Source organism: Streptomyces sp. NPDC002403, from assembly GCF_053593015.1.
On record NZ_JBSFBQ010000002.1, the window covers coordinates 421,757 to 440,374 of the forward strand.

21 protein-coding genes are annotated in these 18,618 nt (G+C 70.9%); 13 read left to right on the top strand and 8 right to left on the bottom strand.

Features of this window, described 5'->3' with window-relative positions:
* Positions 1-241: 241 nt before the first annotated feature.
* The 6 genes from ACWCPY_RS04365 to ACWCPY_RS04390 all read left to right on the top strand — a co-directional run bounded on the left by ACWCPY_RS04365 (position 242) and on the right by ACWCPY_RS04390 (position 5,314).
* Positions 242-1,036, top strand: coding sequence for a metallophosphoesterase family protein (locus tag ACWCPY_RS04365; RefSeq protein WP_451262795.1), 795 nt, complete (start codon positions 242-244; stop codon positions 1,034-1,036).
* Between the two features lie 112 nt (positions 1,037-1,148).
* Complete coding sequence (locus tag ACWCPY_RS04370; RefSeq protein ID WP_072483258.1) at positions 1,149-1,598, top strand: SRPBCC family protein; 450 nt, start codon at positions 1,149-1,151, stop codon at positions 1,596-1,598.
* A 4-nt stretch (positions 1,599-1,602) separates the two neighbouring features.
* Entirely contained in the window at positions 1,603-2,919 is a 1,317-nt protein-coding gene (locus ACWCPY_RS04375; protein WP_451262796.1) for an ArsA family ATPase, read from the top strand.
* Between the two features lie 83 nt (positions 2,920-3,002).
* Entirely contained in the window at positions 3,003-3,461 is a 459-nt protein-coding gene (locus ACWCPY_RS04380) for a DUF5304 domain-containing protein (RefSeq protein WP_451262797.1), read from the top strand.
* Between the two features lie 74 nt (positions 3,462-3,535).
* Positions 3,536-4,477 carry an ROK family glucokinase gene (locus tag ACWCPY_RS04385; protein WP_451262798.1) on the top strand — a complete coding sequence of 314 codons (942 nt, stop codon included), beginning with the start codon at positions 3,536-3,538 and terminating at the stop codon, positions 4,475-4,477.
* 78 nt (positions 4,478-4,555) lie between these two features.
* Positions 4,556-5,314, top strand: a complete 759-nt coding sequence (locus ACWCPY_RS04390; protein WP_451262799.1) for an endonuclease/exonuclease/phosphatase family protein — start codon at positions 4,556-4,558, stop codon at positions 5,312-5,314.
* Between the two features lie 33 nt (positions 5,315-5,347).
* Here ACWCPY_RS04390 and ACWCPY_RS04395 read toward each other — a convergent pair whose 3' ends face one another.
* Together ACWCPY_RS04395 and ACWCPY_RS04400 are read right to left on the bottom strand one after the other, a co-directional pair.
* Positions 5,348-6,028 carry a hypothetical protein gene (locus ACWCPY_RS04395; protein WP_451262800.1) on the bottom strand — a complete coding sequence of 227 codons (681 nt, stop codon included), beginning with the start codon at positions 6,026-6,028 and terminating at the stop codon, positions 5,348-5,350.
* On the bottom strand, positions 6,021-6,800 hold the full coding sequence (locus tag ACWCPY_RS04400) for an alpha/beta hydrolase (protein ID WP_451262801.1): 780 nt from the start codon (positions 6,798-6,800) through the stop codon (positions 6,021-6,023). The genes ACWCPY_RS04395 and ACWCPY_RS04400 overlap by 8 nt, the downstream gene beginning before the upstream one ends.
* Positions 6,801-6,995: 195 nt before the next feature.
* Between ACWCPY_RS04400 and ACWCPY_RS04405 the strand changes: the two genes are divergently transcribed.
* From ACWCPY_RS04405 to ACWCPY_RS04420, 4 genes are all read left to right on the top strand, one after another.
* Positions 6,996-7,739: a lysophospholipid acyltransferase family protein gene (locus tag ACWCPY_RS04405; RefSeq protein ID WP_451262802.1), complete on the top strand. Its 744-nt coding sequence runs from the start codon at positions 6,996-6,998 to the stop codon at positions 7,737-7,739.
* A 51-nt stretch (positions 7,740-7,790) separates the two neighbouring features.
* Positions 7,791-9,014: a MacS family sensor histidine kinase gene (macS, locus tag ACWCPY_RS04410; RefSeq protein WP_451262803.1), complete on the top strand. Its 1,224-nt coding sequence runs from the start codon at positions 7,791-7,793 to the stop codon at positions 9,012-9,014.
* Positions 9,011-9,703, top strand: coding sequence for a response regulator (locus ACWCPY_RS04415; protein WP_451262804.1), 693 nt, complete (start codon positions 9,011-9,013; stop codon positions 9,701-9,703). Before macS ends, ACWCPY_RS04415 begins: the two co-directional genes overlap by 4 nt.
* A 125-nt stretch (positions 9,704-9,828) precedes the next feature.
* A complete protein-coding gene (locus ACWCPY_RS04420) occupies positions 9,829-10,833 on the top strand; it encodes a 2-hydroxyacid dehydrogenase (protein ID WP_451262805.1) in 1,005 nt (334 codons plus the stop codon).
* A gap of 34 nt (positions 10,834-10,867) precedes the next feature.
* Here the strand turns inward: ACWCPY_RS04420 and ACWCPY_RS04425 are convergent, their stop codons facing one another.
* Positions 10,868-12,754 carry an anthranilate synthase family protein gene (locus ACWCPY_RS04425; RefSeq protein WP_451262806.1) on the bottom strand — a complete coding sequence of 629 codons (1,887 nt, stop codon included), beginning with the start codon at positions 12,752-12,754 and terminating at the stop codon, positions 10,868-10,870.
* A 93-nt stretch (positions 12,755-12,847) separates the two neighbouring features.
* Positions 12,848-12,904 (bottom strand): trp operon leader peptide, encoded by a 57-nt coding sequence (locus ACWCPY_RS04430; protein ID WP_107408160.1) that lies wholly within the window; start codon positions 12,902-12,904, stop codon positions 12,848-12,850.
* A 103-nt stretch (positions 12,905-13,007) separates the two neighbouring features.
* On the opposite strand from ACWCPY_RS04430, the gene ACWCPY_RS04435 reads away from it, so the two are divergent.
* Together ACWCPY_RS04435 and ACWCPY_RS04440 are read left to right on the top strand one after the other, a co-directional pair.
* A complete protein-coding gene (locus tag ACWCPY_RS04435) occupies positions 13,008-14,354 on the top strand; it encodes a class II 3-deoxy-7-phosphoheptulonate synthase (RefSeq protein WP_403771024.1) in 1,347 nt (448 codons plus the stop codon).
* Between the two features lie 170 nt (positions 14,355-14,524).
* A complete protein-coding gene (locus ACWCPY_RS04440; RefSeq protein WP_451262807.1) occupies positions 14,525-14,833 on the top strand; it encodes a (2Fe-2S)-binding protein in 309 nt (102 codons plus the stop codon).
* A 33-nt stretch (positions 14,834-14,866) separates the two neighbouring features.
* On the opposite strand, the gene bfr is transcribed toward ACWCPY_RS04440, so the two are convergent.
* A complete protein-coding gene (gene bfr, locus ACWCPY_RS04445; protein WP_329920115.1) occupies positions 14,867-15,346 on the bottom strand; it encodes a bacterioferritin in 480 nt (159 codons plus the stop codon).
* A 155-nt stretch (positions 15,347-15,501) separates the two neighbouring features.
* Between bfr and ACWCPY_RS04450 the strand changes: the two genes are divergently transcribed.
* Positions 15,502-16,134, top strand: coding sequence for a sulfite oxidase-like oxidoreductase (locus tag ACWCPY_RS04450; protein ID WP_329815408.1), 633 nt, complete (start codon positions 15,502-15,504; stop codon positions 16,132-16,134).
* Between the two features lie 33 nt (positions 16,135-16,167).
* Here the strand turns inward: ACWCPY_RS04450 and ACWCPY_RS04455 are convergent, their stop codons facing one another.
* From ACWCPY_RS04455 to ACWCPY_RS04465, 3 genes are all read right to left on the bottom strand, one after another.
* Positions 16,168-16,752, bottom strand: coding sequence for a DUF4396 domain-containing protein (locus ACWCPY_RS04455; RefSeq protein WP_451262808.1), 585 nt, complete (start codon positions 16,750-16,752; stop codon positions 16,168-16,170).
* 80 nt (positions 16,753-16,832) lie between these two features.
* Positions 16,833-17,687, bottom strand: a complete 855-nt coding sequence (locus tag ACWCPY_RS04460; protein WP_451262809.1) for a deoxyribonuclease IV — start codon at positions 17,685-17,687, stop codon at positions 16,833-16,835.
* 6 nt (positions 17,688-17,693) lie between these two features.
* A partial coding sequence (locus ACWCPY_RS04465; RefSeq protein ID WP_451262810.1) for a PASTA domain-containing protein occupies positions 17,694-18,618 on the bottom strand: 925 nt, incomplete at its 5' end.

The following is an 18,618-nucleotide window of genomic DNA, read 5'->3' on the forward strand; positions in this document are numbered from 1 at the left end:
TGTGACGCACCGGCTGCGGTCCAAGATTGGCAGGTGCTCAGTGGGGTGAGCACGACTGGACTGCCCGGACGTTACCCACCAGTACTCGGTTCCCGATAGGGGGTTCCGGCCAGATGTCTTATGCGTCACACACAACCGTGATCCTTGGGCGCACAGTAGTCCACCCGCGTGACCGGGCGGCGATATTCGCAGGTCCGGCGGCCTCTACTCAGGTGGCCGGACAGCCCCTAGGGTGATCGTCATGCGAGCCGGACCGGACAACACCCGACAGCGCACGCGCATCCACGTGGTCAGTGACGTGCACGGCAACACCGAGGCGCTGGCCCGCGCCGGGGACGGCGCCGACGCGCTGGTCTGCCTCGGTGACCTGGTGCTCTTCCTCGACTACGCCGACCACTCGCGCGGCATCTTCCCCGACCTCTTCGGTGTGGAGAACGCCGACCGGATCGTCGCGCTGCGCACCGAGCGCCGCTTCGAGGAGGCCCGCGAGTTCGGCCGCGGCCTGTGGAAGGGCATGGACCGCAACGCCGCGATCGTCTCGGCGGTGCGCAAGCAGTACGCCGCGCTCTTCGCGGCCTTCCCCACACCGACGTACGCCACCTACGGCAACGTCGACATCCCCGGCCTGTGGCCCGAGTACGCACACCCCGGCACCACCGTCCTGGACGGCGAACGGGCCGAGATCGGCGGCCGGGTCTTCGGCTTCGTCGGCGGCGGCCTGAAGACCCCGATGAGGACCCCGTACGAGATCGGCGACGAGGAGTACGCGGCGAAGATCGAGGCGATCGGCCCGGTCGACGTGCTCTGCACCCACATCCCGCCCGAGGTGCCCGAGCTGACGTACGACACCGTGGCGCGCCGCTTCGAGCGCGGCAGCCGGGCCCTGCTGGACGCCATCCGCCGGACCCGCCCCCGGTACGCCCTGTTCGGCCACGTCCACCAGCCGCTGGTCCGCCGGATGAGGATCGGCGCCACCGAGTGCGTGAACGTCGGTCACTTCGCGTCCACCGGCAGGCCCTGGGCCCTGGAGTGGTGAGCGCACCGCACCGGCACCGGACCCTGGGACGAGGTGCCGCGCGCACGCGATAGCCTTCTGACGGCAGGCCTCTGCCGACGCACCGGTACACCGCACTGGAGGAGCCACGGCGATGGCTGAACACACCAGCTCGAGCATCACGATCGAGGCGGCGCCGGCCGACGTCATGGGAGTGATCGCCGACTTCGCCCGCTATCCGGAGTGGACCGGCGAGGTCAAGGAGGCCGAGGTCCTCTCCACCGACGACCACGGCCGCGCCGAGAAGGTCCGCCTCGTCCTCGACGCCGGAGCGATCAAGGACGACCACACACTCGCCTACACCTGGATCGGCGACTACGAGGTCAGCTGGACCCTCGTCAAGTCCCAGATGCTGCGCGCCATCGACGGCTCCTACGCACTGGCCCCGCTCGGCGACGGCGACCGCACCGAGGTCACCTACCGGCTGACCGTCGACGTCAAGATCCCGATGCTCGGCATGATCAAGCGCAAGGCGGAGAAGGTCATCATCGACCGGGCCCTGGCCGGCCTGAAGAAGCGCGTCGAGTCCGTCCCGAAGGCCTGACCCGATGCGTACGGTCCTCGTCACCGGCCCCGGCGGCGCCGGCCGTACCACCGTCGCGGCGGCGACCGCGCTGGCCGCCGCCCGCCGCGGCCGCCGCACCCTGCTGCTGACCGCCGACGGCATACCCGGCTTCCCCGACGGCACCGGACCCACCGAGGTCACCGACGGGCTGTGGTCCGCCCGCATCGACTCCGGCGAGCACTTCCGCGAGGAACTCCTCGCCCTCCAGGACCAGGCCTCCGCCGTACTCGACCTGCTCGGCGGCAACCGGCTGGACGGCGAGGAACTGACCGAACTCCCCGGCAGCACCGAGCTCGCCCTCCTGCACACCCTGCGCCGCGCGGCCGAGGGCGACTGGTCGCGCCGCGGCCACGAGCTCCTCGTCGTCGACCTGCCACCGCTGCGCGAGGCACTCGCCCTGCTCGCCCTCCCCGAGCAGCTGCGCCGATATCTGCGCCGGCTGCTCCCCCCCGAACGCCAGGCCGCCCGCGCCCTGCGCCCGATGCTCGCCCAGCTCGCCGGTGTGCCCATGCCCGCCCAGTGGCTGTACGAGGCGGCCGCCCGCAGGGACGCCGAGCTGGCCGCCGTCCAGGCCCTGATCGAGGACCGCAACACCACGCTCCGGCTGGTCGCGGAGCCCGGCCCCGCCGCAGAGGAAGCCCTGCGCACCGCCCGCACCGGCCTCGCCCTGCACGGACTGCGGGTCGACACCCTCGCGGTCAACCGGGTGCTGCCCAGGCACTCGGCCGACCCCTGGTTCGCGGAGCTCGCCGCCCAGCAGGAGAAGACCGTCGACCGCTGGTACGAGGAGTGGGTCCCCGAGGCCGCGCTGTGCGAGGTGCCCCACCTCGGCCGCGACCCGAGGGGCCTCGACGACCTGGTCCGCCTCGACACCACGGCCGCCTGCACCGTCTTCGAGGCGGCGGGCACCGGCGGCGGCCTCTTCGGGGGCGACGGACTGGCCTCGGAACCGGACGCGCGGAGCCCCGGCCGGGCCGACGACCCCTGGTGGATCGAGAGCCCCGGCGCCCCGGACGGCCTCGACGGGCTGCTGCCCGGCGCCCGGATCGTGAACGTCCCGCCGTCCGGCGACGGCGACCCGGTCCTCGTCTGGTGCCTGCCGCTGCCCGGCGCCGCCAAGAAGGACCTCCAGCTGGTCCGCCGCGGCGACGAACTGCTGCTCACCGTGGGCCCGTTCCACCGGATCGTCCCGCTGGAGTCCGGGCTGCGCCGCTGCACCGTCTCCGGCGCGGCCCTCACCGACGGGGTGCTCCGGGTCCGGTTCACCCCGGACCCGGGGCTGTGGCCGAGGACGGACTGAACGGCGCTCCACGGTTCGGGTAACGTCGGTAGTACGTGCCCCGTATGCCGGGCCGCCGGCACACCACGTCGCAGGAGTCCGCCATGAGCGATGCCACCGATCGTCCCGTCGACGACGACGCGTGGGCGAAGGCCTGCGCCGAGGACCTGGAAGCGGAGAAGGCCCGCCGCCGCGACCAGTACGGCCCGCCGCCCGGCTCAGCCGCCGAGGAACTGCGCAAGCTGGTCGACGCCGTGGCCGACAAGGTCTCGTCCCTCCAGTCGCCGCTGTTCGGTGCGGCGGCCCAGGGCACCGTGCAGCAGATCATCAAGCAGGCGAAGTCCGCGGTCGAGCCCGTCATCGAGCGCAATCCGGACGTCTTCGACCACATCGCCGCGGCCGGCAGCGAACTCCTCGCCGCCTACCGCTCCGCCGTCGAGGGCCAGGAACGCCGCTGGACCCAGGGCGCCGGGGACCCCGCGGGCACCGAGAAGAAGGCCGACGACCCCACCGACCCCCGTGACGAGGGCCCCGCCGCGGGCGAGCACATCGACCTGGACTGACCGGCACCGAAAGGGCCGGGCCCCGGCTCGGGTACGGTTGGCCCCAGCGGGGCTCGACCGGAACTGAGGGATTCATGGGACTCACCATCGGCGTCGACATCGGCGGCACGAAGATCGCGGCTGGAGTGGTCGACGAAGAGGGCCGCATCCTCTCGACGCACAAGGTGCCGACCCCGCCGACGGCTGAAGGCATCGTGGACGCGATCGCGGCGGCGGTGTCCGGCGCGAGCGAGGGCCACCGGATCGACGCGGTCGGCATCGGCGCGGCCGGATACGTCGACGACAAGCGCGCCACCGTCCTGTTCGCGCCGAACATCAACTGGCGGCACGAGCCGCTGAAGGACAAGGTCGAACAGCGCGTCGGCCTTCCCGTGGTCGTCGAGAACGACGCCAACGCCGCCGCCTGGGGCGAATACCGCTTCGGCGCCGGACAGGGCCACGACGACGTCATCTGCATCACGCTCGGCACCGGCCTCGGCGGCGGCATCATCATCGGCAACAAGCTGCGCCGCGGACGCTTCGGCGTGGCCGCCGAGTTCGGCCACATCCGGGTCGTCCCGGACGGTCTGCTCTGCGGCTGCGGCAGCCAGGGCTGCTGGGAGCAGTACGCCTCCGGGCGCGCGCTCGTCCGGTACGCCAAGCAGCGCGCCAACGCCACCCCCGAGAACGCCACGACCCTGCTGTCGCTCGGCGACGGCACGGTGGACGGCATCGAGGGCAAGCACATCAGCCGGGCCGCCCGGCAGGGCGACCCGGTCGCGGTCGACTCGTTCCGCGAGCTGGCCCGCTGGGCCGGCGCCGGACTCGCCGACCTCGCCTCGCTCTTCGACCCGTCCGCGTTCATCGTCGGAGGCGGTGTGTCGGACGAGGGCGAGCTGGTGCTCGACCCGATCCGCAAGTCGTTCCGGCGCTGGCTGATCGGCGGCGAATGGCGTCCGCACGCCCAGGTGCTCGCGGCCCAACTGGGCGGCGAGGCCGGACTGGTGGGCGCGGCCGACCTGGCCCGCCAGGGCTGAGCCGAACGGGACCGGACCGAACCGGACGCCCGTCGCGCCCCTGTGGGAGCGGCGGGCGTCCGTCGTATCGTGAGCCACATGGTCCTGACGCCACTGCCCGACTCCCGTACCGAGCCGGATGGTTCGGCCGTCATCCGAGTGCTCAGCTACAACGTCCGGTCGATGCGCGACGACCGCGAGGCACTGGCCCGCGTCATCAGCGCCTGCGCCCCCGACCTGGTCTTCATCCAGGAGGCCCCGCGCTTCTTCCGCTGGCGCAAGCGGGCCGCCTGGCTCGCGGCCCGCACCGACCTGGTCATCCTCAGCGGCGGCGCCACCGCGGCCGGGCCGCTGCTGCTCTGCTCGCTGCGGGCCACCGTGGAGCGGACCCAGGACGTGCTGCTGCCGCTCACCCCCGGTCTGCACCGCAGGGGCTTCGCCACGTCGGTGGTACGGATCGCGGGCACCCGGATCGGTCTGCTGAGCTTCCATCTGAGCCTGCAGCGCGACGAACGCCTGGCCCAGACGGCGCTGTTGCTGGAACAGCTGGGCGAGATGGGCGTCGAGCACGCCATCACGGCCGGCGACCTCAACGACGTACCGACCGGAGCCGCGTTCCGGGGGCTGGCCGAGCGGCTCCAGGACTGCTGGGCGGTCCGGCCCTGGGGCGAGGAGAACACCTATGCGGCGGACGACCCGCGACGGCGCATCGACGCGGTCTTCGCGACGGAAGGCATCGAGGTGCTCGGCTGCGGTGTCCCCGCCGGGCTGCCCGGTGTCACCGACGCGGACCTGCGGGCGGCCACCGACCATCTGCCGGTGCTGGCGGCGCTGCGGGTGCCCGCGATCAGGCCCTGAGCGGGCGGCTGCCCGCCCGCCGCAGCGCCCGCCTCAGACCACCGCCCCGCGCCCGGGGTCGTCGCCGTCCTCGTCGTCGTCGTTCATCCGTGCCACCAGGGTGACGAAACCGCCCAGGAAGCCGCCGATGCAGATCGTCGTGAGCCACCAGGTCATGTCCCACCGCAGCAGCACCGCGAGCAGCATCAGCACCGGACCGCCGACGACCGCGAGCCAGGCGAACTTCGCCGTGACATCGGCCTCCGGCAGCGGCGGCGGCTCCGGGGGGACGAAATGCCCCTCGTCGCTGTCGTCGAGATCGTCGTCCTTCGGCTCCGCCACCTCGTAGTCGCGCGGGCCCCCGACGCCGGGGGCGAACACGACCGAGCTGCCGAGCGGCTTCTCCGGCGGCTTCGCGGACTTCTTCCCCAGCCCCTTGTCGGGGTCCAGGACGCCGGGCCGGTCGTCCTCCAGCAGCGCGAGATCCTCGATGGACCGGAACGGCTTGGTGCCCGGCGGGTCCGGCGGCTCCTCGCCGTACCCCGCGACGATCGCCTGCCACGCGGCGTCCTCGTCGACCGACGGCTCGGGCCGGCTGCCGTCGGCGCCCGGCGCCGCCTCCCGGGCAGCGGTGTCCTGCGGGCCCGTGCCGTCGTCGGGCACGGCCGCTCCCTCCGCGGGAAGGGGCTCGCGCTCCTCCTCGCTGCCCGCGCGCTCCGCGTCGTGCTCAGCCACCTGACGTGCTCCCCTTCTTTCCGACGCTCGGGGCGAGGCGGCCGATGAACCGGTGGCTCTCGTCGAAGATCCGCTCCGCATCGTGGTCCAACGTCGCCACGTGGTAGCTCTGTTCCAGCAGGATCTCCTCGACGTCCGTCGACGACACCCGGCTGAGGATGCGGGCCGAGTCGGCGGGCGGCACCACATGGTCCTGCGGGCTGTGCAGCAGCACGATCGGCTGGGTGACCTGGGGGAGCTCGGCGTCGACCAGGCGGAAGAAATTCCGCAGCGAATGCGCCGCGTGCAGCGGCACCCGGTCGTACCCCACCTCCTCGGAGCCCGGCAGGGCGATGTCGCTCGCCAGGCCCTTCGTGGTCCGCACCAGATGGCGGGCGACCGGCAGCGCGTACGCCGACAGGCCGTGCACCTTGTTCGCCGGGTTGACCAGCACCAGGCCACTGATCGCGTCCCCGTGCTTCGCCGCGAGGCGCAGCGTCAGCGCGCCGCCCATGGACAGCCCGAAGACGAAGACCTGGCTGCACCGCTCCAGCAGGGCGCGCAGCTCCCGGTCCACTTCCGCGTACCAGTCCTGCCAGCCGGTGAGCTGCATGTCCTCCCAGCGGGTGCCGTGCCCCGGCAGCAGGGGCAGCGAGACGGTGAGCCCGCGCTCCGCCAGATAGTGCGCCCAGGGGCGCAGCGACTGCGGGGAGCCGGTGAATCCGTGACAGAGAAGGACACCGACCTCTCCGCCCTCGTGGCGGAACGGCTCGGCTCCAGGAAGGACCGGCACCGGGGTCTCCTGTTCGTGAGGCTCGAAGGGGAGCGAAAGGGGGGAGTGCAGAAGGATTACTTCACCGTACGCGACCGGGCTGACACCGACCAGGGCCGTCACCGCCTCCGGCCGCCGTATCGGCTCCGTGCCGGGCGGGAGCGCGGGCGCCCCACGGGTTAAGGTCTGTCGGACAGCACACAGGAGGCACCCGAGTTGATCTACGGCGCAATGAAGTTCTCCATCGGCGGCTCACTCAAGCTCGCCTTCCGGCCATGGGTGGAGGGCCTGGAGAACATTCCCGCGCAGGGGCCGGCGATCCTCGCGAGCAACCATCTGTCGTTCTCCGACTCCTTCTTCCTGCCGGCCGTCCTGGACCGCAAGGTCACCTTCATCGCCAAGTCCGAGTACTTCACCGCACCCGGTGTGAAGGGCAAGCTGACCGCGGCCTTCTTCAAGGGCGTCGGCCAGCTCCCGGTGGACCGCTCGGGCGCCCGCGGCGCCGGTGAGGCGGCCATCAAGGCGGGCATCGAGGTCATCGAGAGCGGCGGCCTCTTCGGTATCTACCCGGAGGGCACCCGCTCGCCCGACGGCCGTCTCTACCGCGGCAAGCCCGGCGGGCTCGCCAGGGTGGCGCTGGCCACCGGAGCGCCCGTCATCCCCGTCGCGATGATCGACACGGAGAAGATCCAGCCGCCCGGCCAGGTCGTGCCCAAGCTGATGCGCCCGGGGATCAGGATCGGCAAGCCGCTCGACTTCAGCCGCTACCACGGCATGGACGGGGACCGCTTCATCCTCCGCTCGCTCACCGACGAGGTGATGTACGAGATCATGAAGCTCTCCGGTCAGGAGTACGTCGACATCTACGCGACGGCGGCCAAGCGACAGATCGCGGACGAGGCGAAACGCCGCGCCGAGGCGGAGAAGCACAAGGGCACCGAGCCCGGAACGCAAGGCTGAAGGAACGGTACGGCGTGTGAGCGCGCCGCTGCCGTCCGGGGGGTGGGGGACATGGCCAGGCGCGAGCGCGTCGTACGGATGTCGGTCGAGGAGCCGCTGTGGAGTGCGCTGACGGCGTACCGCATCCTGACGATGCTGTACGCGGTCCTGCTCTCCGTCTTCGGCCGGGAGAAGTACGACCGGCCGTGGGTGGCCGTCGTCTTCCTGGCGGTGATGGTGGTCTGGACGCTCGCCACCCTTCCGAAGGTCGTGGGCGCCGCCGCCTGCACCAAGCGTTTCCTCGGCGCCGATCTGACCATCGCCCTGGCCGGGATACTCCTCACCCCGCTCGCCGACTTCGAGGCCCAGCAGGTCGACGGCCCGACACTGCCGTCCATCTGGACCGCGGGTTCCGTGCTGGCCTTCGCGATCAAGGGCGGCTGGCGCTGGGCGGCCTTCGCCTCCACCTTCGTCGCCGTCGCCAACATCGTCGAGCGCGGCGATCCCAGCCGGGACACCTTCCACAACGTACTGCTGGTCTGGGTCGCCTCCATCGCGATCGGGTACGTCGTCGAGGTGGCCAGGGCCAGTGAGCGCACCCTGGCACGCGCCCTGGAGATCGAGGCCGCCACCCGCGAGCGGGAACGGCTGGCCCGGGACATCCACGACAGCGTGCTCCAGGTCCTCGCGATGGTGCAGCGCCGCGGCACCGCGCTCGGCGGGGAGGCGGCCGAGCTGGGCCGGATGGCCGGGGAACAGGAGGTCGCCCTGCGCACCCTGGTCTCCAGCGGCCTCGTCCCCACCACCCGGGTCTCCGAGGACGCCGCCCAGGGCGCCGTGGTCCGCAGCGTGGAGGTCGACGACGAACCGTCCGGCCGGACCGACTGCGATCTGCGCTCCCTGCTCGCCCCGCACGTCGGCTCCCGGGTCAGCTTCGCGGAGCCGGGCGCCCCGGTGCTGCTCGCTCCCGCGGCCGCGATGGAGCTGGCGGCCGCTGTCAGTGCCGCCCTGGACAATGTCAGGGTCCACGCGGGGGAGAATGCCCAGGCCTGGATCCTGGTCGAGGACTGGCCGGACGAGGTGATCGTGACGGTCCGGGACGACGGCCCCGGCATCCCGGAGGGACGGCTCGCCCAGGCCGAGGGGGAGGGGCGGATGGGGGTGGCCCTGTCGATCCGGGGGAGGCTGCGTGACCTGGGCGGTACGGCGGAGTTGGTCTCGGTGCCCGGCCAGGGCACCGAGGTCGAGTTGAAGGTTCCGAAGGTTTCACGGGGGAAGGCAGGATCAGCGAGATGAGCACGGAGAACACCCGGACCGCCGAGGAGCGGACCATCAGGGTGATGGTGGTGGACGACCATCCGATGTGGCGCGACGCCGTCGCCCGTGACCTTTCCGAGTCGGGCTTCGACGTGGTGGCGACCGCCGGTGACGGACCGCAGGCGGTCCGCAGGGCGAAGGCCGTCACCCCCGATGTCCTCGTACTCGACCTCAATCTGCCCGGCATGCCCGGCGTCCAGGTCTGCAAGGAGCTCGTCGGCTCCCACCCGGGGCTGCGGGTGCTGGTGCTCTCCGCGAGCGGCGAGCACGCCGACGTACTGGAAGCGGTCAAGTCCGGTGCCACCGGCTATCTGCTCAAGTCGGCCAGTACGCAGGAGCTGACCGATGCCGTGCGCTCCACCGCCGTCGGCGACCCCGTCTTCACACCGGGCCTGGCCGGACTGGTCCTCGGCGAGTACCGCAGGCTCGCCTCCGACCCCACCCCCGTCGCCTCCGACGAGCCCAAGGCCCCGCAGCTCACCGAGCGCGAGACCGAGGTGCTGCGACTGGTCGCCAAGGGGCTCTCCTACAAGCAGATCGCCGAGCGGCTGGTCATCTCGCACCGCACCGTGCAGAACCACGTGCAGAACACCTTGGGCAAGCTCCAGCTGCACAACCGCGTGGAGCTCGTGCGGTACGCGATCGAGCGCGGCCTCGACGACGCCTGAGCACCCCTGAGCAGGCTGCCGGCCGCCCCGTTCGGCCGAGCGGCGGGGCAGTGGCATGGGCCGTATATTCGCGATGAACGGCCCATGCCCCTGATCCGCTGATCGTGCGACGAACGGGAGAAGTCGTGGAAATCCTGGCATTCGGTGTGCAGTCCGACGAGAAGCCGCTGATCGAGAAGGCCTTCGCCGGGCAGCACGAGGTCCGTTGCCTGGACGTCTTCCTGAACAGGGACACCGCCCCCATCGCGGCGGGTTACGAGATCATCTCCACCAGCGTCAACGCCGACCTGGGCGGCAGAGTCCTGCAGACCCTGGCGGCGGGCGGCACGCAGATGATCGCCCAGCGCTCCACCGGCTTCAACAACATCGACCTCGACGTCGCCGAGCGCCTCGCCCTGCGGGTCGCCCGGGTCTCCTCCTACTCGCCCTACTCGGTCGCCGAATTCGCCTGGACCCTCGCGATGGCCGTCAACCGCCGGATCATCCGGGCCGCGAGCCGCACCCGCGACTTCGACTTCCGGCTCGACGGACTGCTCGGCCGGGACATGCGCGGCCGCACGGCGGGCGTGATCGGCACCGGAAAGATCGGCGAGGCCTTCACCCGTATCGCCCATGGCTTCGGCATGGAGCTGCTCGGCTGGGACGTCGCCGAGAACCCCGCCTGCGTCGCGCTCGGCATGAAGTACGTGGAGAAGGAACAGCTGCTCGCCGAGTCCGACCTGATCAGCCTGCACGTCCCGCTGCTGCCCTCGACCCACCACATCATCGGCGAGGAAGCCCTGATCCGGATGAAGGACGACGTCATCCTGGTCAACTCCAGCCGCGGCGGACTCATCGACACCACCGCGCTCGTCACCCAGCTGCGAGCGGGCCGCTTCCTGGGCGTCGGACTCGACGTGTACGAGGCGGAGGCCGGGCTCTTCTTCCTCGACAAGTCGCTGGAGGGCATCGACGACGACACCCTGGCCCGCCTCGTCACCTTCCCGAACGTCATCGTCACCTCGCACCAGGCGTACTACACCGAGGACGCGGTGGGACAGATCATCGACACCACCGTGCGGAACGTCGCCGACTACCTGGCCGGCCGGCGCAGCGACAACGTCCTGGTCCCGGCGCTCCCGGCGAGCTGAGACCCCGGACCGCCCCGGGGTCCCGCCCCCCCCTTCAGCCGGCCACCGGCAGCGCCGCCAGCAGCTCGGCCACGATCCCCGCGCCGCGCAGCGTCAGCACCGACTCCGGGTGGAACTGCACCGAGGCGAAGCCCGGCCCGCGCAGCGCGTGCAGCTCACCGGTGGCCGCGTCCACGCTCGCCTCGACACCGTGCGCCGCGAGCTCGGTGACCACCGCCTCGTCGCAGCGCGCGGTGAAGCTGTTGTAGAACCCCACCGTCTCCGGCCGTCCGAACAGCTCGATCCGGGTCTGCGCGCCCTGGTACGGCACGGTCTTGCGGACGATCTCCAGCCCCAGCTCCGCCGCGATCAGCTCATGGCCGAGGCAGACCCCGAGCAGGCCGTACCGGTGATCACGGACCAGCTCCGCGGCCAGCCCGCGCATCAGCCGCATCTTCGGATCGGCGGTGTCGCCCGGATTCCCCGGCCCGGGACCCAGCACGACGGGACCCTCGTGCGCCCGCACCAGCTCGCGCAGCCCCGGTTCGTCGTAACGGCACACCGACACCTCCAGCCCCGAGGAGCGCAGCAGATGCGCCAGCATCGCGGTGAAGGTGTCCTCCCCGTCGATCACCAGCGCCCGCCCGGACAGCTCGTGGGTGCGCTCCTGCATCCGCAGCCAGAACGGCGCGAGACCGTCCCGCCGGGCCTCCAGCGCCGCCTGCACCCGGGGGTCGCCCGCCAGCCGCGGCCGGGCCGCCTCGTCCACCGGCCGGCCGGGCCGCACCCCGAGCGCGGCGAGCACGCCGGCCGCCTTCGCATGGGTCTCGGCGACCTCGCCGTCCGGATCGGAGTGTCGTACGAGCGTCGCCCCGACCGGCACCCGCAGCTCGCCGTCGGCCGAGATGTCGGCGGTACGGATCAGGATCGGCGAGTCCAGGGTCTGCGCCCCGCCCGGCTCCTGCCGCAGCAGCGCCAGGGCCCCCGCGTAGTAGCCGCGCCCGCCGGGCTCGTACCGCTCGATGACCCGGCAGGCGTTCTGCACCGGGGAGCCGGTGACCGTCGCCGCGAACATGGTCTCCTTCAGCACCTCCCGCACATCCAGCGAGGAGCGCCCGCGCAGCTCGTACTCCGTATGGGCGAGATGGGCCATCTCCTTGAGCCGCGGCCCGATCACCACCCCGCCCATGTCGCCGACGGTGCACATCATCTTCAGCTCCTCGTCGACCACCATGGAGAGCTCCTCGGTCTCCTTGCGGTCGGCGAGGAAGGCCAGCAGGCTCTCCGCGGTCGGGCCCTCGGCGGGGTAGCGGTACGTCCCGCTGATCGGGTTCATCACGACCGTCCCGCCCGACATCCGCACATGCACCTCGGGGCTGGCGCCGACCAGCGTCCTGGCCCCGGTGTGCACGACGAAGGTCCAGTACGCGCCGCGCTCACCGGCCAGCAGCCGCCGGAAGAGGGCCAGCGCGTCGGCCCGGCCGAAGCCGGGGATCCGTCCCCGGAAGGTCCGCCGGACGACGAAGTTCGCGCCCTCGCCCTGCCCGATCTCGTCCTCGACGACCCGCCGGACGATCCCGGCGTACTCCTCGTCCCCGACATCGAACGCGCCGCCCTCGACCCGCACGTCCCGGACCGGCAGGTGGTCCAGCACCTCGGCGAGCGGCAGCTCGTACGTCTCGTCGGCGACCAGCACGGACAGCGGCGTCCCGTCGTCGCGCACATCGAAACCGCGCTCGGCGATCTGCCGGAACGGCACCAGGGCGAGCGAGGGCAGCTCACCGACGGGGAGACCGGCGAGCCGGTCCGCCTCCCGCACCCGGCCGATCAGCACCTCGACGGTGTCCTGGTCACGGCCGGGGGTGCGCCTGCGCAGCAGCGCGAAGGGCGGGCAGTCGTCGTTCAGGAGCCGCCGGACGACGGCGGCGGTGCGGTGGGACATGGGGGTGTTCCTTCCGGATGGAGGAACGGCTCCCGAAAACGCGGAGAAGGCCGCCCCTCGGGCGGCCTTCGCGTGGTCTGTCGCGCGCGATTGTCAGTGGGCCGCCGGATGAGCGGTCCACCACCAGTTCTGGTTTGTCTGCGCGAACATGTCCAGAACCCTAGCGGACGCCGCTGCCGTCCGAGCGCGCGTCTCAACTATTGAGCTTGCGGATGGACCCACCGCCGGACCCCGTAATGTTGGCGTTGTGACCGTGAACGCCAATACCTCCGTCGCCGGTGGCAACACCTGGCGAGACCTTCCCGCGGCGCAGCAGCCCGAGTACCCCGATGCCGAGGCTCTGCGCGATGTACTCGCGGACCTCGCGTCGTATCCGCCCCTCGTGTTCGCGGGCGAGTGCGACCAGCTGCGCGCCCGCATGGGAGCCGTCGCCAAGGGCGAGGCGTTCCTGCTGCAGGGCGGTGACTGCGCCGAGGCCTTCGACGCCGTGTCGGCCGACCACATCCGGGCCAAGCTGAAGACGCTGCTCCAGATGAGTGCCGTCCTGACGTACGCGGCCTCCGTGCCCGTCGTCAAGGTGGGCCGGATCGCCGGTCAGTACTCCAAGCCCCGCTCCAAGCCGACCGAGACCCGCGACGGCGTCACCCTGCCGACCTACCGCGGCGACTCCGTCAACGGCTTCGCCTTCACCGAGAAGGACCGCGTCCCGGACCCGGAGCGGCTGAAGCAGATGTACCACGCATCCGCTTCCACGCTGAACCTGGTCCGTGCCTTCACCACCGGCGGCTACGCCGACCTGCGCCAGGTGCACGCCTGGAACCAGGACTTCGTGAAGTCGTCCCCGTCCGGCCAGCGCTACGAGGCGCTCGCCCGCGAGATCGACAACGCGCTGAACTTCATGAAGGCGTGCGGAACGGATCCGGCCGAGTTCAAGGCGGTCGAGTTCTACGCCTCGCACGAGGGCCTGCTGCTGGACTACGAGTCGGCGCTGACCCGCACCGACTCGCGCACCGGCGAGCTGTACGACACCTCCGGCCACATGGTCTGGATCGGTGAGCGCACGCGCCAGATGGACGGCGCGCACATCGAGTTCGCCTCGAAGATCCGCAACCCCATCGGCATCAAGCTCGGCCCGACGACCACGGTCGACGAGGCGCTCGGCTACATCGAACGCCTCGACCCCGAGCGCGAGCCCGGCCGGCTGACCTTCATCGTCCGCATGGGCGCCGACAAGGTCCGCGACAAGCTCCCGGCCCTGGTCGAGAAGGTCACCGCCTCCGGCGCCACCGTGGCGTGGGTGACCGACCCGATGCACGGCAACACCTTCGAGGCCGCCTCCGGCCACAAGACCCGTCGCTTCGACGACGTCCTGGACGAGGTCAAGGGCTTCTTCGAGGTGCACAAGGCCCTCGGTACGCACCCGGGCGGCATCCATGTCGAGCTCACCGGTGACGACGTCACCGAGTGCGTCGGTGGCGGACACGAGATCTTCGTGGACGATCTGCACCAGCGCTACGAGACGGCCTGCGACCCGCGGCTCAACCGCAGCCAGTCGCTCGACCTGGCGTTCCTGGTCGCCGAGATGTACCGGGACCAGTAGGCAATCACCGCAGGTGGCGCGCGTACGACTGTGGGGCACGGATCGATGTGATCCGTGCCCCACAGGGCGTTCGGGGGCTTTCAACGCCTTCCGTGCCGGGTAAGGTTAGGTTAGCCTCACCGGTAGACGGGGTGGCAGTGAACGATCGATCCCGCCGGGAGGTGAACCGCGTGTACGTCTGCTCTTGCTTCGGCATCACGGAGAAGCAGGTCAAGGAGCATGCGGACGCCGGGGCCTGCACGCCCAGGCAGATAGCCTCCGCCTGCAAGGCGGGCACCGACTGCGGCGGCTGCGTCCGGGCCATCCAGGCCGTGCTCGGCCGAGGCGCGTGTCCGCGCCGCGAACTGCTGGACCGGAAGCGGACGCCCGGCACCGCCGCCGACTCCGCCACGGAGGCCGCGCCCGGGACCGCCCCGAACATCGTTCCCGGCATCGCCCCGGGCGTGGCTCCGGGAATCCCGCTCCCCGACGCGGCCTGACCACTCCCGTCGGCCTGATCCGAACGAGAGGCCCTAGCTGTCAGGCTGCTCGATCTGCTGGGCGATATAGAGCGCTTCGCCGAGCTTCTCGACCAGTTCCAGCTGGGTGTCGAGATAGTCGATGTGGTGTTCCTCGTCCTCCAGGATCGATTCGAAGATGTTCGCGGACGTGATGTCGCCCTTGCCGCGCATCAGCTCGATCCCGCGCTTGAGGCGGTCGATCGCCTCCACCTCGACCTGGCGGTCCGCCTGGAACATCTCCGTGACGGTCTGGCCCACCCGCACATGGAACAGCCGCTGGTAGTTGGGGAGTCCGTCGAGGAAGAGGATGCGGTCCGTGAGGATCTCGGCGTGCTTCATCTCGTCGAACGACTCGGAGCGGGTGTACTTCGCGAGCTTCGTCCAGCCGAAGTTGTCCTGCATCTTCGCGTGCAGGAAGTACTGATTGATGGCAGTCAATTCTGCTGTCAGCTGCTCGTTCAGGAACTCAAGGACCTCGGGGTCGCCCTGCATCGCAGAGGCTCCTTCCAACCGGTGGACCGGACAAGTTGGCCGCATCTTGTCATCGCGCCCGATGGTCGTCCAGTAAGTACAGGCTTACTGTGAGTTGTCCGGATTCGCCCCTGCCCTGGTCAGGACCACCCCTGCCTGTCTGTCACCATGGAGTCATGGGTCAGCCGGAAAGCCGGGAACACCGCGCGTCAGAGCAGTCCGAGCTTCCGCCGGGACAGCGACTCCAGCGTGGTTGGCCGGTTACCCACTACGGGCCCGTGCCCAAGTTCAAGCCGGACCGCTGGGAGTTCCGGGTCTTCGGGGCCACCGCGGATGGCGAGAAGCACTGCTGGAACCATCAGGAGTTCTCGGTTCTGCCGTTCGCCTCGGTCGTCGCCGACCTGCACTGTGTCACGAAATTCAGCATGATCGGTGCCGAATGGGGCGGGGTTCTGGCCCGTACGGTCCTGGAGCTGGCGCCGCCCGCGCCGAACGTCACCCATGTGATGGTCTGGGCCGAGTACGGCTTCAGCTCCAATCTGCGGCTCTCCGACTTCGCCTCGGACCGAACACTTTTCGCCACTCACAAGGGCGGCGAACTGCTCACCGCCGAGCACGGTTTCCCGCTCCGTCTCGTCGTGCCGCACCTCTACGCCTGGAAGGGCCCCAAGTGGGTCCGGGGCGTCGAGTACATGACGGCGGACCGCCGTGGCTTCTGGGAGGAGCGCGGCTACCACAACATCGGTGACCCGTGGAGCGAGCAGCGCTACTCGTACCAGGAAGAGCCCGGGGACGGCCCCGAGCTCTGACCCGATGGCGCACGGGCCGCTCCGGCCCGTTCCTCAGTGGTGGTACTGGTGCACCACCGCGTGCCCCTTGCCGCGGCCGATCATCCACTTGTTGACCGGTGTGGTGGCGACGAAGGCGACGGCGAGCGAGAGCGCGAGCGCACCCCAGAACAGCGCGTCGGAAAGGGCGGCGTCCATGGCGCCCGGCCACAGGGCGATCACGCCGTTGTCGATCAGTTCCATCACGGCGATGGACAGGGTGTCGGCGGCGAGGGCGACCCGCAGGGCGGTGCCGAAGTCGACGCCCGCCCTCAGGATGGAGCGCAGGGTCAGCGTGTAGCCGAAGAAGAAGGCCAGGACGATGGCGAGCACCATCGTGGCCATGTTGCCCCAGCCGAACGCCGTGCCGATCACCATGCCGAGGATCTCGCCGATGGCGCAGCCGGTGAGGCAGTGCAGCGTGGCCCGCGCGGCCATGGCCCAGCCCACCTTGCCGGGCTGATGGCCGGCGTGGGCGGAGTGGTCCGTGCGGCTTGCGTGGTCCGAGTGGTCCGAGTGGTGCATGTGACCCGAGTGGTCCGCATGGCTTGTGCGGTCCGCGTGGTGGCCGTGCTGCCCGTGGTCCGTGTCGTGCTGCATGGCGATCCCCCAATGCCGAGTAGCGGTTCCTGCCGACAGCAGGAACCGTATACCCCCGTGGGGTATTTCTCAATGGGGAATCAGCGGTCGCGCAGCCCCTTCAGCCGGGCCACGTCCGCCGCGTGGCCCTCCTTGCCGCCCGGAGTCTCGATGATCAGCGGTACGCCCGCGGTCGCCGGGTGCGAGAACAGTTCGCGGAAGGGGCCCTCGCCGATGTGCCCGGCGCCGATGTTCTCGTGCCGGTCCTTGTGGGCACCCACCACGTCCTTGGAGTCATTGGCGTGGATCAGTTTCAGCCGGCCCTCGCCGACCGTCGAAACCAGCAGATCCAGGGTCTGCCGCATGCCCGCAGGGCCGGTCAGATCATGGCCCGCCGCGTAGATGTGACAGGTGTCGAGGCAGACGCCGAGCTTGGGGTGGGCGTCGAGCGCGTCGAAGTACGGGCCGAAGTCCCAGGTCCGCGAGCAGAGTGAGAACCCCTGCCCGGCGGTCGACTCCAGCAGCAGATAGGGGTCGTCGTCATGGGTCAGCTCGTCCAGGAGCGGCCGCATGTGCGTGCGCACCTGCGCCAGGGCCTGCTCGCGCGGCCGGCCGCCGGTAGCCGATCCGGTGTGCACCACGACGCCCAGGGCGCCGATCTCCCGGGCCCGGCGCAGCGAGTGGCGCAGCGACTCCACGGACTTCTCGACCGTCGCCGCGGTGTGCGATCCGAAGTTGATCAGATACGGGGCGTGGACGTACGCCGCTATGGACCCGGCGGCGCACTCGGCGCGGAACTGCTCGTCCTGGGCCGGATTGCCGACGGGGGTCGCCCAGCCCCGCGGGTTGGCGACGAAGACCTGGACGGCCTCCGCCCCCATCTCGCGGGCGTAGGGGAGGCCGATCCTGGCGAGGCCGCCGGCCACCGGAACATGGCCGCCGACTGGGTTGCGCATGTGGATTTAGAGTCCCTTGGTCTTGATGGTGATGGTGCTGCCCTCGGGGGCCTGCTTGCCGCCGTCGACGGACTGGCTCGCGATGGTGTCGCTGAAGGACAGGAACGGGCGGTCGACCTTGACCTCGAAGCCCGCGTCCTCCAGCAGGCTCGTGGCCTCGTCGGCATCCTTGCCGGTGACGTCCGGGACGTCGATCATGCGCGGCCCTTCGGAGACCGTCAGCTCCACGGTGTCGCCCTCGGCGGCCTCGGTGCCGTCGCCCGGCGACTGCCGGGCGATGTCGCCCGCGTCCTCCGGGGAATTGACCCGGCCGGGCAGCACCTTCGCCTTCAGCCCCTTCTCCTTCAGCGCGGCGGTGGCGTCCGTCACCGACAGCCCGGTGACGTCGGGGACGCTCACCGGGGCGCCCTTGCTGACGACCAGGGCGATCGCCGAGTCCCCGTGGCGCTCGGTGCCCGCCACGGGGTCCGTACGGATCACGTCGCCCCGTACCGTCTCCTCGCTGAACTCCTTGGTGATCATGCCGGGCACCAGGCCGGCTTCCTTCAGCTCGGCCCTGGCATCGGCGACCGAGAGGTCCTTGAGGTCGGGCACCTCCACGATCTCGGGGCCGCGCGAGACGACGAGCGTCACCGCGTCGTTGCCCCTGACGCGGGCACCGGACTTCGGGTCGCTGCCGATGACCTTGCCGCGCTCCACGGTGTCGCTGTAGGACCGCTCGACACCCTTGAGCTCCAGACCGGCGTCCGAGAGCCGCCGCTCGGCGTTCTTCTCGGTCTGGCCGAGCAGCGAGGGCACCTGGGTGAACTGCCCGGAGTTGATGTACCAGACACCGGTACCGATCCCCAGCGCCAGCAGCACGGCGACGACCACGGTGATCACGGAGCGCCGCGGACCGCGACGGCTCCGGTCCGCCGCCGCGGTCCGCGGC

What these genes read in the sequence shown, in the direction of transcription:
- bfr (WP_329920115.1), bottom strand. Translation starts at nt 15,346, where the DNA reads ATGCAGGGCGACCCCGAGGTCCTTGAGTTCCTGAACGAGCAGCTGACA.
- ACWCPY_RS04425 (WP_451262806.1), bottom strand. Translation starts at nt 12,754, where the DNA reads ATGTCCCACCGCACCGCCGCCGTCGTCCGGCGGCTCCTGAACGACGAC.
- ACWCPY_RS04385 (WP_451262798.1), top strand. Translation starts at nt 3,536, where the DNA reads ATGGGACTCACCATCGGCGTCGACATCGGCGGCACGAAGATCGCGGCT.
- macS (WP_451262803.1), top strand. Translation starts at nt 7,791, where the DNA reads ATGGCCAGGCGCGAGCGCGTCGTACGGATGTCGGTCGAGGAGCCGCTG.
- ACWCPY_RS04460 (WP_451262809.1), bottom strand. Translation starts at nt 17,687, where the DNA reads ATGCGCAACCCAGTCGGCGGCCATGTTCCGGTGGCCGGCGGCCTCGCC.
- ACWCPY_RS04450 (WP_329815408.1), top strand. Translation starts at nt 15,502, where the DNA reads ATGGGTCAGCCGGAAAGCCGGGAACACCGCGCGTCAGAGCAGTCCGAG.
- ACWCPY_RS04380 (WP_451262797.1), top strand. Translation starts at nt 3,003, where the DNA reads ATGAGCGATGCCACCGATCGTCCCGTCGACGACGACGCGTGGGCGAAG.
- ACWCPY_RS04390 (WP_451262799.1), top strand. Translation starts at nt 4,556, where the DNA reads ATGGTCCTGACGCCACTGCCCGACTCCCGTACCGAGCCGGATGGTTCG.
- ACWCPY_RS04370 (WP_072483258.1), top strand. Translation starts at nt 1,149, where the DNA reads ATGGCTGAACACACCAGCTCGAGCATCACGATCGAGGCGGCGCCGGCC.
- ACWCPY_RS04415 (WP_451262804.1), top strand. Translation starts at nt 9,011, where the DNA reads ATGAGCACGGAGAACACCCGGACCGCCGAGGAGCGGACCATCAGGGTG.
- ACWCPY_RS04365 (WP_451262795.1), top strand. Translation starts at nt 242, where the DNA reads ATGCGAGCCGGACCGGACAACACCCGACAGCGCACGCGCATCCACGTG.
- ACWCPY_RS04455 (WP_451262808.1), bottom strand. Translation starts at nt 16,752, where the DNA reads ATGCAGCACGACACGGACCACGGGCAGCACGGCCACCACGCGGACCGC.
- ACWCPY_RS04375 (WP_451262796.1), top strand. Translation starts at nt 1,603, where the DNA reads ATGCGTACGGTCCTCGTCACCGGCCCCGGCGGCGCCGGCCGTACCACC.